Source organism: Pseudomonas sp. A-RE-19 (genome assembly GCF_019956555.1).
In the GTDB taxonomy this organism is placed as follows: Bacteria; Pseudomonadota; Gammaproteobacteria; order Pseudomonadales; family Pseudomonadaceae; genus Aquipseudomonas.
The window spans coordinates 61,537-76,744 of record NZ_JAHBDQ010000072.1 but is presented as its reverse complement, the minus strand read 5'-3'; the positions used below and the strand labels follow the sequence as shown (position 1 = coordinate 76,744).

General features: G+C 58.7%; 12 protein-coding genes. 6 read left to right on the top strand and 6 right to left on the bottom strand.

The features are described from left to right. Positions 1-162: 162 nt before the first annotated feature. Together argJ and secA are read right to left on the bottom strand one after the other, a co-directional pair. Positions 163-1,380: a bifunctional glutamate N-acetyltransferase/amino-acid acetyltransferase ArgJ gene (gene argJ, locus KGB14_RS27760; RefSeq protein WP_223490755.1), complete on the bottom strand. Its 1,218-nt coding sequence runs from the start codon at positions 1,378-1,380 to the stop codon at positions 163-165. Between the two features lie 122 nt (positions 1,381-1,502). Next, positions 1,503-4,238, bottom strand: coding sequence for a preprotein translocase subunit SecA (secA, locus tag KGB14_RS27755; RefSeq protein ID WP_223490753.1), 2,736 nt, complete (start codon positions 4,236-4,238; stop codon positions 1,503-1,505). Positions 4,239-4,544: 306 nt separating this feature from the next. Between secA and KGB14_RS27750 the strand changes: the two genes are divergently transcribed. Continuing rightward, positions 4,545-5,000 carry a DUF721 domain-containing protein gene (locus KGB14_RS27750; RefSeq protein WP_223490742.1) on the top strand — a complete coding sequence of 152 codons (456 nt, stop codon included), beginning with the start codon at positions 4,545-4,547 and terminating at the stop codon, positions 4,998-5,000. Between the two features lie 113 nt (positions 5,001-5,113). Here the strand turns inward: KGB14_RS27750 and KGB14_RS27745 are convergent, their stop codons facing one another. Then, positions 5,114-6,601, bottom strand: a complete 1,488-nt coding sequence (locus KGB14_RS27745) for a helicase HerA-like domain-containing protein (protein WP_223490740.1) — start codon at positions 6,599-6,601, stop codon at positions 5,114-5,116. A 184-nt stretch (positions 6,602-6,785) separates the two neighbouring features. On the opposite strand from KGB14_RS27745, the gene KGB14_RS27740 reads away from it, so the two are divergent. From KGB14_RS27740 to KGB14_RS27725, 4 genes are all read left to right on the top strand, one after another. After that, a complete protein-coding gene (locus KGB14_RS27740) occupies positions 6,786-8,675 on the top strand; it encodes a methyl-accepting chemotaxis protein (RefSeq protein WP_223490738.1) in 1,890 nt (629 codons plus the stop codon). Between the two features lie 216 nt (positions 8,676-8,891). Then, on the top strand, positions 8,892-10,013 hold the full coding sequence (locus tag KGB14_RS27735) for a glycosyltransferase family 4 protein (protein ID WP_223490736.1): 1,122 nt from the start codon (positions 8,892-8,894) through the stop codon (positions 10,011-10,013). Further along, positions 10,006-10,782, top strand: coding sequence for a DUF2334 domain-containing protein (locus KGB14_RS27730; protein WP_223490734.1), 777 nt, complete (start codon positions 10,006-10,008; stop codon positions 10,780-10,782). The genes KGB14_RS27735 and KGB14_RS27730 overlap by 8 nt, the downstream gene beginning before the upstream one ends. Further along, positions 10,779-11,774, top strand: coding sequence for a YbhN family protein (locus tag KGB14_RS27725; protein WP_223490732.1), 996 nt, complete (start codon positions 10,779-10,781; stop codon positions 11,772-11,774). Before KGB14_RS27730 ends, KGB14_RS27725 begins: the two co-directional genes overlap by 4 nt. A 76-nt stretch (positions 11,775-11,850) precedes the next feature. Here KGB14_RS27725 and KGB14_RS27720 read toward each other — a convergent pair whose 3' ends face one another. Next, a complete protein-coding gene (locus tag KGB14_RS27720; RefSeq protein ID WP_223490729.1) occupies positions 11,851-12,027 on the bottom strand; it encodes a hypothetical protein in 177 nt (58 codons plus the stop codon). Positions 12,028-12,108: 81 nt separating this feature from the next. Then, positions 12,109-12,957, bottom strand: coding sequence for a formyltetrahydrofolate deformylase (purU, locus tag KGB14_RS27715; protein ID WP_223490727.1), 849 nt, complete (start codon positions 12,955-12,957; stop codon positions 12,109-12,111). A 327-nt stretch (positions 12,958-13,284) separates the two neighbouring features. Between purU and mvaT the strand changes: the two genes are divergently transcribed. Continuing rightward, positions 13,285-13,662, top strand: coding sequence for a histone-like nucleoid-structuring protein MvaT (mvaT, locus tag KGB14_RS27710; protein WP_007933316.1), 378 nt, complete (start codon positions 13,285-13,287; stop codon positions 13,660-13,662). A 98-nt stretch (positions 13,663-13,760) separates the two neighbouring features. Here mvaT and sbcB read toward each other — a convergent pair whose 3' ends face one another. After that, a complete protein-coding gene (gene sbcB / locus KGB14_RS27705; RefSeq protein ID WP_223490724.1) occupies positions 13,761-15,191 on the bottom strand; it encodes an exodeoxyribonuclease I in 1,431 nt (476 codons plus the stop codon). Positions 15,192-15,208: the final 17 nt, after the last annotated feature.

Below are 15,208 nucleotides of genomic sequence, written 5' to 3'. Positions count from 1 at the left end.
TATGAAGGAAATACAGACCAGTCTATGTGGTGACTGACAGACCGTCATCGCGAGCAGGCTCGCTCCCACATTTGATCCTGCAGTTCACACCTATTGTGTTCACTGAAGATCTCCTGTGGGAGCGAGCCTGCTCGCGATGGGCGCGACACGATCCCAATGGGTTTACGTACGATACTCAGCGTTGATCTTCACGTATTCGTGGGACAGGTCGGTCGTCCAGATGGTTTCGCTGCAATCGCCGCGACCCAGCTCGATGCGGATGGTGATCTCTTCCTGCTGCATCACCGCAGCGCCCTGGGCTTCGGTGTAGGTGGCGGAGCGAGCGCCACGGCTGGCGATGCACACGTCGCCGAGGAACACGTCGATCTTGCTCACGTCCAGGTTCGGTACGCCGGCACGGCCCACGGCGGCCAGAATGCGGCCCCAGTTCGGGTCGGAGGCGAACAGCGCGGTCTTGATCAGCGGCGAGTGAGCCACGGTGTAACCGACGTCCAGGCACTCCTGGTGATTGCCGCCGCCGTTGACTTCAACGGTAACGAACTTGGTCGCGCCTTCGCCGTCACGCACGATCGCCTGGGCCACGTCCATGCAGACTTCGAACACCGCTTGTTTCAGTTTGGCAAACAGCGGACCGCTCGCTTCGGTGATTTCCGGCAACGCCGCCTGACCGGTGGCGATCAGCATGCAGCAGTCGTTGGTCGAGGTATCGCCGTCGATGGTGATGCGGTTGAACGACTTGTTGGCGCCGTCCAGCAGCAGGTTTTGCAGCACGTCGCGGGAGACTTTGGCGTCGGTGGCGATGTAGCCGAGCATGGTCGCCATGTTCGGGCGGATCATGCCTGCGCCTTTGCTGATACCGGTGACGGTGATGGTCACGCCATCATGCTGGAACTGGCGGCTGGCCCCCTTGGGCAGGGTGTCGGTGGTCATGATGCCGGTGGCAGCGGCTTCCCAGTTGTTGACCGACAGATCATCGAGGGCCGCTTGCAGCGCGCCTTCGATTTTCTCGACCGGCAATGGCTCGCCGATCACACCGGTGGAGTACGGCAGCACCAGGCTGGCATCGACGCCAGTCAGCTCAGCCAGTTTGGCGCAGGTGCGCTCGGCGGCAGCCAGGCCTGGTTCGCCGGTGCCGGCGTTGGCATTGCCGGTGTTGGTCAGCAGGTAACGCACCGGGCCTTGCACGCGTTGCTTGGCCAGAATCACAGGGGCGGCGCAAAAGGCGTTCAGGGTGAACACGCCCGCCACCGTGGAGCCTTCGGCACAGCGCATGACCACGACATCCTTGCGCCCCGGGCGCTTGATACCGGCCGAGGCGATACCGAGTTCAAAACCGGCAACCGGGTGCAACGTTGGCAAAGGACCAAGACCAACAGCCATGAATGCGCTCCTTAAAAAGTAGTGTCTGCACCGTCATTGCGATAGACGGTGGTTTAAATGGCAAAACGCCGCGACGGCATAAGCCGGTCGCGGCGCGGGTATTTCAGCGTATGAAACGGGGTTTACTGGATCTGCCCGTGGCAATGCTTGTACTTCTTGCCCGAACCGCAGTAGCACAGCTCGTTACGACCCAGCTTCTGCTCGTTGCGTACCGGCGCGGTGGCGAGGGCTACATCGACCTCTTCACCCAACACTTCCGGCTGCTCGAGACCAGGCGCTTCGTCGTGCTGGAACTGCATGCGCGCAGCCAGTGCTTCGGCTTCCTGGCGCAGGCGTGCTTCTTCTTCGATCGGATCTTCGCGGCGAACCTGAACGTGCGACAGCACACGAATCGAATCGCGCTTGATCGAATCCAGCAACTCGGAGAACAAGGTGAAGGACTCGCGCTTGTATTCCTGCTTCGGGTTCTTCTGGGCGTAGCCACGCAGGTGGATGCCGTGACGCAGGTGATCCATGGTCGACAGGTGGTCCTTCCACAGGTCGTCCAGTACACGCAGAACGATTTGCTTCTCGAAGGAGCGCAGTGCTTCGGCACCGGCCTGGTCTTCTTTCTCGTTGTACGCCGCGATCAGTTCGCTGAGCAGTTTCTCGCGCAGGGTTTCTTCATACAGGTGATCGTCTTCGTCGAGCCATTGCTGGATCGGCAGCGCCACACCGAAGTCGCTCTGCAATGCCGCTTCCAGACCGGCCACGTCCCACTGCTCAGGCAGCGATTGCGGTGGAATGTGCGCGCTGACAGTGGCGTTGAGCACGTCCTGACGGAAATCGGCGATGGTTTCGCCAATGTTGTCGGCGGCCAACAAACTGTTACGCATGTGATAGATCACTTTACGTTGTTCGTTGTTGACGTCGTCGAACTCGAGCAGTTGTTTACGGATGTCGAAGTTGCGACCTTCAACCTTGCGCTGAGCCTTCTCGATGGCGTTGGTCACCATGCGGTGCTCGATCGCTTCACCGGACTGCATGCCCAGTGCCTTCATGAAGTTCTTCACCCGGTCAGAGGCAAAGATACGCATCAGGCTGTCTTCCAGCGACAGGTAGAAACGGCTGGAACCGGCGTCGCCCTGACGACCGGCGCGACCACGCAGCTGGTTGTCGATACGGCGCGACTCGTGACGCTCGGAAGCGATCACCTGCAAACCGCCCGACTCCAGCACTTGCTGGTGACGTTTCTGCCAGTCGGCCTTGATCTGGGCAATCTGCTCAGGGGTCGGGTCTTCCAGCGAAGCCACTTCCACTTCCCAGTTGCCGCCCAACAGAATGTCGGTACCACGACCGGCCATGTTGGTGGCGATGGTCAGCGCGCCCGGACGACCGGCCTGAGCGATGATTTCGGCTTCTTTTTCGTGGAACTTGGCGTTCAGAACCTTGTGTTCGATGCCTTCCTTCACGAGCAGGCTGGACATGTGCTCGGACGTTTCGATGGTAGCAGTACCCACCAGCACCGGACGGCCCTGGGTCATGCATTCCTTGATGTCATTGATGATCGCCGCGTATTTCTCTTCGGCGGTCAGGAACACCAGGTCGTTGTAGTCTTTACGCGCCAATGGCTTGTTCGGCGGAATCACCATGACCTGCAGGCCATAGATCTGATGGAACTCGAACGCTTCGGTGTCCGCGGTACCGGTCATGCCGGACAGCTTGTTGTACAGACGGAAGTAGTTCTGGAAGGTGGTCGATGCCAGGGTCTGGCTCTCGGCCTGGATGTTCAGGTTTTCCTTGGCTTCGATGGCCTGGTGCAGGCCTTCGGACAAACGGCGACCCGGCATGGTACGGCCGGTGTGTTCGTCGACCAGTACCACCTGACCGTCCTGCACGATGTATTCAACGTTGCGGTTGAACAGTTTGTGCGCGCGCAGGCCGGCATAAACGTGGGTCAGCAGACCGAGGTTGTGCGCCGAATACAGGCTCTCGCCTTCAGCCAGCAGGCCAACGCGGGTCAGCATGTCTTCGATGAACTGGTGACCGGCTTCGTTGAGTTCGACCTGACGGGTCTTCTCGTCCACGGTGTAGTGGCCAGCCTTGGTGACTTCGCCTTCGACTTCTTCGATGTGCAATTGCAGCTGCGGGATCAGTTTGTTGATCTCGATGTACAGCTTGGAGCTGTCCTCGGCCTGACCGGAGATGATCAGCGGGGTACGGGCTTCGTCGATGAGGATGGAGTCGACTTCGTCGATCACGGCAAAATTGAGTTCGCGCTGGAATTTTTCTTCCATGCTGAACGCCATGTTGTCGCGCAGGTAGTCGAAACCAAATTCGTTGTTGGTGCCGTAAGTGATGTCGGCGGCGTAAGCGGCGCGCTTCTCTTCCGGCGGCTGGAATGGCGTGACCACGCCCACCGTCATGCCGAGGAATTCGTAGAGCGGACGCATCCAGTTGGCGTCACGGCGGGCCAGGTAGTCGTTCACCGTCACAACGTGCACGCCCTTGCCGGACAGCGCGTTGAGGTAAACGCCCAGTGTTGCCACCAGGGTCTTGCCTTCACCGGTACGCATTTCCGCGATCATGCCTTCATGCAAGGTCATGCCGCCGATCAGCTGGACATCAAAGTGGCGCATACCCATGATGCGCTTACCGGCTTCGCGGGCGACCGCAAAGGCTTCTGGCAGCAGTTTGTCGAGGGTTTCCCCTTTGGCGAGGCGGGCCTTGAACTCGTCTGTCTTGGCACGCAATTGATCGTCCGAAAGGGCCACCATTTGCTCTTCGAAGGCATTGACGAGCTGCACCGTCTTGAGCATGCGTTTGACTTCACGCTCGTTCTTGCTTCCAAAAAGTTTCTTTAACAAAGGCGCAAACATATCGGCAGGATCTTCCACACTAAAGGGATGGAGGGCGGCCCCGTGAGTCGCCCGTGCAGCCCTATGGCCGCATGCGAACGAGCATTCTACCCGGAAACGATGGTGAGGAAAGTGGCGTTATTCCACGATGCATGCACTGCGCTGTGACGGGGCTCACCTAAAATAAGGGCGTTTTACTGAACTTCAACCCGTTCCGGGCACAAGTTATCCGTTGATTTAATGAGTAAAACGTTCACAAAGCAATGGGTCGGGGGCAACGGGGGCTTTCTGTTACCATAGCCGCTCTGTTACTTCAGGTGTCTGATCATGGCATTTCGCCCTCTCACGGCCAGAGCACCCGCCGTTCTGCTTCGCGAAGCCAAACCGCTGAAAGCCATCTTCGGCCACGCTCAACGCCTGGGTCATTTACAACGTCTGGTGGAAAGTCAGTTGCAGCCGGCTGCCCGCGAGCACTGCCATGTAGCGTCGTGGCGCGAAGGCAGTTTATTGCTGATAGTCACCGACGGTCACTGGGCCACCCGCCTGCGTTATCAGCAAAAGCGTCTGCAACGGCAGTTACAGCTGTTCGACGAGTTCGCCAGCCTGACGCGCATTCTGTTCAAGGTTCAGCCGCCTACCGTTCAGCAAGGGGCGGCGGGGCATACGATGGATTTGTCGACGGATGCGGCGGCGACCATTCAGGCGACGGCTGATGGCATTACCGACCCGAACCTAAGGGCGGCGCTGGAGCGGTTGGCGGCGCACGCCAAACCCAAAACCTGAAATTGACACATACCCTGTAGGAGCGAGGCTTGCCCGCGAAGAGGCCCTTGAGGCCGCCAAAAGCTTCGCGGGCAAGCCTCGCTCCTACAGGGGTTGTGTTCCATCAAAGATTTTCAGCGGCGTTTGCTGCCCCCCAGCAAAGACCCCATCAACCCACGTACCAATTGTCGGCCCAATTGATTCGCCGCCTGTCGCATCGCTGATTTCAACGCCTGGCCTGCCGCCGTGCCGAGGAATTCCCCGGCCTGTTCGGTGAAACTCGGCTCTTCAGGTGCAGGTTTGCCCGGCGCTGCTTCAGGCTCCGGCGCCAGTCCTTTGCGCCCCATCAGCACTTCATAAGCCGATTCACGGTCGATCGGTTTGTCGTAACGGCCCTTGAACGGCGAACCGGCGATCAGCACCGTGCGCTCAGTCTCGGTCAGCGGCCCGATCCGCGATTGCGGCGGCGCGACCAATACCCGCTGGACCATCCCCGGTGTGCCCTTGTCCTGCAAGGTGCCAACCAGCGCTTCGCCAATCCCCAACTCAGTCAACACCGACAAGGCATCGAACGCCGGGTTCGGCCGGAAACCGTCGGCCACCGCCCGCAGGGATTTCTGCTCTTTGGCGGTGAACGCACGCAAACCATGCTGAATACGCAGGCCCAACTGAGCCAGCACATCATCCGGCAAGTCGCCCGGCGATTGGGTGACGAAATACACCCCCACGCCTTTCGAGCGAATCAGTCGCACCACTTGTTCCAGACGCTCCTGCAACGCCTTGGGCGTGCCGGCGAACAACAAATGCGCTTCGTCGAAAAACAGCGCCAGCAGCGGTTTCTCGGCATCGCCGCGCTCCGGCAATTGCTCGAACAGTTCGGCCAGCAACCACAACAGGAACGTCGCATAGACCTTTGGCGCTTCATGCACCAGACGACTGGCGTCGAGCAAGTGAATGCGTCCGCGACCATCCACGGCCGGTTGCAACATGTCTTCCAGTTGCAGCGCCGGTTCGCCGAACAACGCTTCGGCGCCCTGCTGTTCCAGCGTCGCCAGACGGCGCAACAGAGCCTGACTGGAGCCGGTGGTCATCAACGCGGCGTCATCACCCAGCAATTCGGGGTTGTCGCGCAGGTGATTGAGCAGCGCCTTCAAGTCCTTCAAGTCCAGCAGCAACAACCCTTCGCGGTCAGCCACTTTGAATGCGGCATACAACGCCGATTGCTGACTGTCGGTCAGTTCCAACAGGCTGCCGAGCAGCAACGGCCCCATTTCACTCAAGGTGGTGCGCAATGGATGACCGGACTGACCGTGAATGTCCCACAGGGTCACCGGATATGCCTGAGGCTTATGGTTCAGCCAGGGCATGCCGGCGATCCGCTCGGCGACTTTGCCTTGGGGATTGCCGGCGGCGCCCAGGCCGCACAGGTCGCCCTTGATGTCCGCCGCGAACACCGCCACGCCAGCATCGCTGAAGGCTTCGGCCAGGCGCTGCAAGGTGACGGTTTTACCGGTCCCGGTAGCGCCCGCTACCAGGCCGTGACGGTTGGCCAGGCGCATGGCCTGGGTGACTGATTGGCCCGCAAGGTCGGCGCCGATAACGAGTTGCAATGAGTCAGGCATTTTGTCACCCATGGTTAATCTTTGATCCTTCATGGCCGATAACAAACCAGAGACCAGACTGAAAATAGCGTCGGTAATTCCCTAAGGAGAGACGGAAATATCAGCTTACTTTCAACACTGCCCATTTTGCGCGCCTTTTTAACAGCACGCCCAGGACATTAAGACCTTAGCGGAACCCCAAGCCATGAACAAAAATCTGCGCTTCAGCCATAAAATCCTGCTTGCCGCCGCCCTTATCGTTATTGCTGCCTTTGCCTCGTTCACGCTGTACAACGACTATCTGCAGCGCAACGCGATACGCAGTGATCTAAAAAACTATCTACAAGAAATGGGCAGTGTGACGGCCAACAATATCCAGACCTGGCTGACCGGACGCAGCCTGCTGGTCGAAAACCTGTCACAGAACGTCGCACTGAACACCGATCCCGGCAATGTCTCCAAGGTCCTTGAGCAGAAGGCGCTGACGGCGACCTTCATGGGCACCTATCTGGGCAACAAGGATGGCACTTTCATCATCCGCCCTGACAGCAAAATGCCTGATGGCTATGACCCTCGCGTTCGCCCTTGGTACAAGAGCGCCCAAAGCACCAGCGGTTCGGCGCTGACCGAACCGTATATCGATCTGGCGACTGGCCAACTGGTCATTTCCATCGTTGACAGTGTGCTCAAGGACGGTCAAAACATCGGCGTGGTCGGGGGTGACCTGAGCTTGCAGGTGATCGCTGACAGCCTCAACGCGCTGGACTTCGACGGCATGGGTTATGCGTTCCTGGTCAGCGCCGACGGCAAGATCCTGGTACACCCGGACAAAGCCCTGGTGATGAAGCCCCTGAGTGAGGCGTACCCGAAAAACACCCCGCGCATCAGCAGCGAACTCAGTGAAATCGACGTCGATGGCAAGACCCGCATCGTCACATTCACCCCAATCAAAGGCCTGTCCTCGGTCAATTGGTACATCGGTCTGTCGGTGGACAAGGGCAAAGCTTTCGCCAAGCTCAGCGAATTCCGCGCCTCGGCGGTCATCGCAACAGTCATTGCCGTGGCCATCATCATCGCCCTGCTGGGTATGCTGATCCGCATCCTGATCCAGCCGCTGCACGTCATGACCCGCGCCATGGAAGACATCGCCGACGGTGAAGGCGACCTGACCAAGCGCCTGACCATCCAGAACCATGACGAATTCGGCATCCTTGGCACGGCGTTCAACCGTTTCGTGGAACGGATTCATACATCGATCCGCGAAGTGTCCTCGGCCACCGGGCAAGTCAACGAAGTGGCCTTGCGTGTGGTGGCGGCCTCGAATTCGTCGATGTTCAACTCCGACCAGCAAGCCTCGCGCACCAGCAGCGTCGCCGCGGCCATCAACCAGCTCGGTGCCGCCGCCCAGGAAATCGCCCGTAACGCAGCGCAAGCATCGAGCCAGGCCAGCGACGCGCGCAGCCTGGCCGAAGACGGCCAGCATGTGGTGGATCGCAGCATTGCCGCAATGAATCAGCTGTCGAGCATGCTCAGCGCCTCAAGCACCAACATTGAATCGCTGAACAGCAAAACCGTGAACATCGGGCAGATTCTCGAAGTCATCACCAGCATTTCCCAACAAACCAACCTGCTGGCGCTCAACGCCGCCATCGAAGCGGCCCGCGCGGGTGAAGCCGGTCGTGGTTTTGCCGTGGTGGCTGACGAGGTGCGCAACCTGGCGCACCGCACACAGGAATCGGCGCAACAGGTGCAAACCATGATCGAGGAGCTGCAAGTCGGCGCCCGCGAATCGGTCAGCACCATGAGCGACAGCCAGCGCCACAGTCAGGACAGCGTGGAAATCGCCAACCTGGCGGGCGAACGCTTGAACAGCGTGACGCTGCGCATCGGCGAAATCGACGGCATGAACCAGTCGGTGGCCACGGCGACCGAGGAACAGACGGCTGTGGTTGAGTCGATCAACGTGGATATCACCGAGATCAACACGCTGAACCAGGAAGGCGTGGAAAACCTGCAATCGACCTTGCGGGCGTGCTCGGACCTTGAGCAACAGGCTTCGCGACTGAAGCAACTGGTAGGCAGTTTCCGCATCTAGCGTCTGATAGGCCCCCATCGCGAGCAGGCTCGCTCCCACACTGGATCTTCTGTGAGCACATTATTTGTGAACAACAAAGATCAAATGTGGGAGCGAGCCTGCTCGCGATAGCGATTTGTAAAACCCCACAAACCTCTGCTGCCCCCCGCCACAAAACCTCAACCGAACATCTATCCTTCATAAAGGTCAACCTAGGGAGAACAACGGACTGGAGGAATGTACACCGTGCATATCGCTGACATAACCATGTTCTACGCCCCTGCCAGCGGTGGCGTGCGCACTTATCTGGATGCCAAACACCGTCGCCTGGGCATCAAACCGGGCATTCGGCACAGCCTGTTGATTCCCGGGGCTTATTTCAGCGAACAAGACGGTGTTTACACGGTTCCGGCCCCTGCCCTTCCCTTTGGCAAGGGGTATCGTTTTCCTCTCCGTCTCGCGCCCTGGCGCAATGTTCTGCAGGATTTGCAGCCCGACCTGATCGAAGTCGGTGATCCTTACCTGACCGCTTGGGCTGCCTTGGATGCCAAGCGGCAACTTGATGTACCGGTCATCGGCTTTTATCACTCGGACCTGCCGCTGCTGGTCAGCAACCGTATGGGCAACTGGGTTACACCCAATATCGAAGCCTATGTCAGCAAGCTTTATGGCAACTTCGACCGGGTGCTGGCGCCCAGCCAGGTCATGGCCGACAAACTGATTGCGCTGGGTGTGAAGAATGTTTTCGTGCAGCCCTTGGGCGTCGACCTGCAAACGTTCACCCCCGATGCACGGGATCCAGGCCTGCGGGCCGAATTGGGTATCGATGAAAACACTCACCTGCTGATTTTCGCCGGCCGTGGCTCCAAGGAAAAAAATCTGCCGGTACTGCTCAATTGCATGAAACGCCTGGGTCGTCGCTATCACCTGCTGCTGGTGGGCTCGTCAATGCCGGCGCTGGTGCCGCGCAATGTCACCGTCATTGATGAGTTTTGCCCGGCGGCGCAAGTCGCGCGATTGATGGCCAGCGCCGATGCGCTCGTGCATGCCGGCGATCAGGAAACCTTCGGGCTGGTGATTCTCGAAGCCATGGCCAGCGGTATTCCGGTGGTGGCCGTGGCGGCCGGGGCCTTTCTGGAAATTGTTACCGACCAATGTGGCTTGCTCTGCGCACCGAACAATCCAGTGGCGATGGCCAATGCCGTACGCGAACTCTTCAACCAGGGCAGCGCCGCGCTGGGCAAACAAGCCCGCAGCCATGTCGAACGGCATTACGCCTGGGACACCGTGGTCGACAGCCTGTTGGGCCACTATCACGCCGTACTGGGCAGCCACTGGCCGCTGACCGCCAATGGTTGAGCCCATGAACACGCCCAGCCTGTTACTGGTGTTGCACGACGTTGCGCCGCAAACCTGGCCTGATTACCAGGCCTTCGTCGAAGCCGTCGACGCGCTGGGTGAGGTGCCGATCACCTGGCTGGTGGTGCCGGACTTGCACAAACACAACGATCTGGACGCGTATCCGGCGTTTCGACGCTTGCTGACCAGACGCGTCGCTCGTGGCGATGAACTGGCACTGCACGGTTACTTTCATTGCGATGAAGGACCGATCCCCAGCACGCCCCGAGACTGGTTCATGCGCCGGATCTATACCCATGAAGCCGAGTTCTACGACCTGTCGCTGGAAGCCGCCCTCACCCGCCTGCGCGCCGGAATCGAAGTGTTTCACCGTTATAACTGGCCACTGGCAGGGTTCGTCGCCCCGGGCTGGCTGATGAGCGAAGGCACCCGCCAGGCGTTGCGCCAGTTACCGCTGAGCTATACCAGCGACTCGCAGCATCTGTATCGTTTGCCGGATTTCACCGCGATCGATGCTCCCGGCCTGGTCTGGAGCGCGCGCAGTGCCTGGCGCCGCGGCTTGTCGAAAATCGTCAGCGATCAGCGCGAACAACGCTGGCGGCAAGCGCCGGTCATTCGTCTCGGCCTGCACCCGGTGGACATGCGCCATGAGTTCTCGCGTCAGTATTGGCTGCAAACCCTCAAACGTTTGCTCGACGAGGGCCGTATACCCATGACCAAAGCCAACTGGCTGAAACTGCAACGCGACCTCGTCGGTCGCGCCGCATGAGCCGGGGAATTCTGCCAGGCGTCGCGCTGCTCGCTGCGGTGCTGATCCCGTTGCTGCTGGGTGGTGACGAGACCTGGTCAAGATTGCTGGGCTTTCCGTTGAAATGGCTGCTGATCATGTTCGGCATGATCCTGCTGTGCTGGATCATCAACAGCCTGCGTTTGCGCCTGCTCATGGGCGATCAGCGCGACAAGGTGAGCCGCCTGAAAAGCCTCGGGGTGGTGATGTCCGCCGAGTTTGCCTACTGCGCCACCCCTGGCGGCAGTGGTGGCCCGCTGACCATCATGGCGCTGTTGGCGCGCCATGGCGTGCGGCCGGCCAGGGGTAGCGCCGTGTTCGCCATGGACCAGTTGAGCGATCTGCTGTTTTTTCTCTGCGCGCTGAGCGGGATTCTGATTTATGCAGTGTTCCAGCACCTCAGTCAGCGCCTGGAATGGCTGCTCACCGTCAGCGCCATCTCGTTGTTTGGCGGGCTGTTCAGTTGCGTGCTGATGGCTCGCTATCACCGCTCGCTGATTCGTCTGAGTGGCCGGTTACTCGCCCGACTCAACGTCAAAGGCACCACCCGCGTGCGCTGGGCGCGAAAACTCCTGCACTTTCTGGCGGCATTCACTGACACATTGAAGCTGCCCCTTCAGACGCTGTTCACGGTATTTGCCCTGACCTGCCTGCATTGGGTCTTGCGTTATAGCGTGTTGTATCTGGCGTTGCGCGGGCTGGGCGTGGATTTGCAGTGGGCCTGGTGCTTTCTGATCCAGATGCTGTCACTGAGTGCGGGGCAGTTCAGCCTGTTGCCGGGCGGTGCCGGAGCGGCGGAATTGACGTCGGCGGCGCTGCTGGCGCCCATGGTGGGGAAATCCACCGCGGCGGCGGCGATTCTGATCTGGCGGGCAGTGACTTATTACTTCTATCTGGTGGTCGGTGGCCCGGTATTTTTGCTGATGTTGGGGCGACCATTGCTCAAGAAATTGATGAAGTTCAATCAAGCTTGAAAGATCGCAGCCTTCGGCAGCGCCTAACAGGGTGTACGCCAAGCCCTTGTAGGAGCTGCCGAAGGCTGCGATCTTTTCAGGCGCCCCCGGATTCATCGCCGGAATCGTCCTTCATCTGCTCCCACAACTCGGCGGCACCGGGAAACTCCGTGCCATCTTCGGGGCTCAGGTCATCCGGGTCATAGCGACTCAAACACCCCTCCCCCAGCGTGGCGGGTGCCTTGGAAGTCGCTTTGTCCATTGGGTCGGCCATGGTCATGTCCTCAGTGCAGAAACGGCGAAGGGCCTGAAGCGATTGAACGCCCAGGCCCTTCGAATTTCAACCGTGTGGCTATCAGAACACGACGGTTTTGTTGCCGTGCACCAATACCCGGTCTTCCAGGTGATAACGCAGACCACGGGCCAGCACCATTTTCTCGACGTCACGGCCGAAGCGCACCATGTCTTCGATGCTGTCGCTGTGGCTGACGCGCACCACGTCCTGCTCGATGATCGGGCCGGCATCCAGCTCTTGGGTCACGTAGTGGCAAGTGGCACCGATCAACTTCACACCACGCAAGGACGCCTGATGATACGGCTTGGCACCGACGAACGACGGCAAGAAGCTGTGGTGAATGTTGATGACTTTGTGGGCGTATTCGCTACACAGCTCGGGCGGCAGAATCTGCATGTAACGGGCAAGCACCACCACTTCGGCATCGTGCTGTTTGACCAGGCGCGAGACTTCGGCGAAGGCCGGTTCCTTGTTTTGTGGATTGACCGGTACATGGTAGTAAGGAATACCGTGCCACTCGACCATGCTGCGCAAATCGTCATGGTTGGAAATCACACAGGCGATTTCGCAGTCCAGTTCGTCGCTGTGCCAGCGGTGCAGCAAGTCGGCCAGGCAGTGGGATTCACGGCTGGCCATCAATACCACGCGTTTCTTCTGCTCGGTATCGGTGATGCGCCAGTCCATCGAAAACTCTTCGGCAATCGGTGCAAACGCTTCGCGAAAGGCTTCGATACCGAAAGGCAGCGAATCGGCACGAATTTCGTGACGCATGAAGAACCAGCCACTGAGATTGTCCGAGTGATGGCTCGCTTCAGTGATCCAACCGTTATGTGACGCCAGAAAGTTACTGACTTTAGCAACGATGCCGACGCGGTCCGGGCAAGCAATCACCAGCCGAAAAGTGCGCATGAGGGGGAAACTCCAGAACTTCGCAAAGGCCGCCATTCTAGCGATTGCGCAGCAAAACTGCAGTATTGATGACGTATGGCGTTGCACGCAGGTCGGGCACAGGTCCTGTAAGCCTCCACGTTGCTCGTGCAATGGAGGTTTGTAGCCAGTCTTCAAGAGCTCAACTGTGAACATTTGTGACGCTATTTAACTATGCCGCCAATTTGCGTCGTATTCATCGCAACTAATTTAAATAAAACTCCGGTTAAATGTTTACTTGATGAAACACCCTGACTATTATTGTCGCACTGTCACCTGACATCCAGCGCCCAACATAAGGTAGTCCTCATGTCCTTGATCAACGAATACCGCGCCACCGAAGAAGCTATCAAAGAGCTGCAAGCCCGTTTGAAGAACCTGTCCCAAGACGACAAACTGCAAACCGAGCTGGAATTCGAAGGCAAACTGCGCACCCTGATGGGCGAATACTCCAAATCCCTGCGCGACATCATCGCTCTATTGGATCCAGAATCCAAAACCAAAGCTCCACGTGGCGGCGCAGTAAAAACTACCGGCACCAAGCGTGCTCGCAAAGTTAAACAATACAAAAACCCGCACAACGGCGAAGTCATCGAAACCAAAGGCGGCAACCACAAGACTCTGAAAGAGTGGAAAGCCAAGTGGGGCGGTGACGTGGTTGAAGGCTGGGCTACCCTGCTGGGCTAAGCCCCAAGCGGGTCGCAGCCTGATCGCGACTCAAAGGAACGCCAGCGAATGCTGGCGTTTTTTTATGCCTGGAATTCAAGCGGCAATTATTTTCGTTCTCAAAGACTCAAACGTTTGCGTAATGTCTGGACATGAATCTGCCATTCATCCAGCACCTCTCGCTGAAACGATGTAGCACTAATCGTCAATTGAGCGGCCGCCTCCAGAAAACTATTCAGCGTATTTGGCGCGCCCCACTCCGGTGCAGACAAACGTTTCTGACAGAATATTCGCCAGCGCTCTTGCTCTTCGAAACTCAACGTATCGGGGAAGTTGCGTGCGCGATAACGAAACAATAATTCAGGCAAACGTTCATCATCGAAAGGCCATTGCTCTTGTGCTAAATGCGCAGGATCAGCAGCTCTGACTTGCTCGCATAGACGCCGATCCCGATCACCAATAAAACCATCGTATAACTGTTGCTCGGGATCCTGGCTCGGGGAGAAATCATCGTTGGCGTAAATGCCCGACACTTTGTCTCTCCAAACTTGTTGTGCGTCACTTAGCCGCAGCGCTCGTTCCTGATAGAGCGACATATCCAGCCCCAGGCGTTGCTGATCTTCAGGACGAAGTACCGATAACGGCGCCACTACCGGGCACTTATTAATGTGTATCAGCTTGAGCGGCACCGGCAGTTCGCCTTCGGCCAAGTCATCGCGGCGGGTATAAAGCCGCCGACGCAAGGTCTCGGTATCCAGATCGAGCAGTCCCTGAGGGTCCAGGTGCAGATCACAGACAATCAGCGCGTTGCGATTACGTGGATGCCAGGCCAACGGCAGCACCACACCGACATAGTTGCGGGCCGCCGAAAAGCGCCCGGAAATATGCACCATCGGCTGCAACAGTCGAATCTGATCCATCACCTTTTGTTTGCCGCGCAACTGAAACAGCCAGTCATACAACTTCGGCTGCTTTTCTCGGATCAGACGCGCCAGGGCGATGGTGGCGCGAACATCCGACAGCGCCTCGTGTGCATGGCCGTGATCGATGCCATTGGCGGCAGTCAGACGTTCGAGTTTGAGCGTGACTCGCCCTTCATCGTCTTTGGGCCAGACGAGGCCATCGGGACGCAAGGCATAGGCCGCGCGCACCACATCGATCAGGTCCCAGCGGCTGTTGCCGCCCTGCCACTCCCGAGCGTAAGGGTCGAAAAAGTTTCGATACAGACTGTAACGGGTCATCTCGTCGTCGAAACGCAGGGTGTTGTACCCCGCCCCACACGTGCCGGGCGCCGCGAGTTGGGCGTGAACCCGGGTCATGAAATCGGCTTCGCTCAAACCGCGCTCGGCCAGACAGCCGGGGGTAATACCGGTGATCGCACACGCTGCCGGATGCGGCAGGACGTCGTCGCTGGTCTGGCAGTAAAGATTGACCGGCTCGTCTATTTCATTGAGATCGAAGTCGGTGCGAATCCCCGCCACTTGCAGCGGGCGGTCGCAACGGGGGTTGATGCCAGTGGTTTCATAGTCGTACCAGAAGATCGAGGTCACGGGCTGTTCCTGAACTG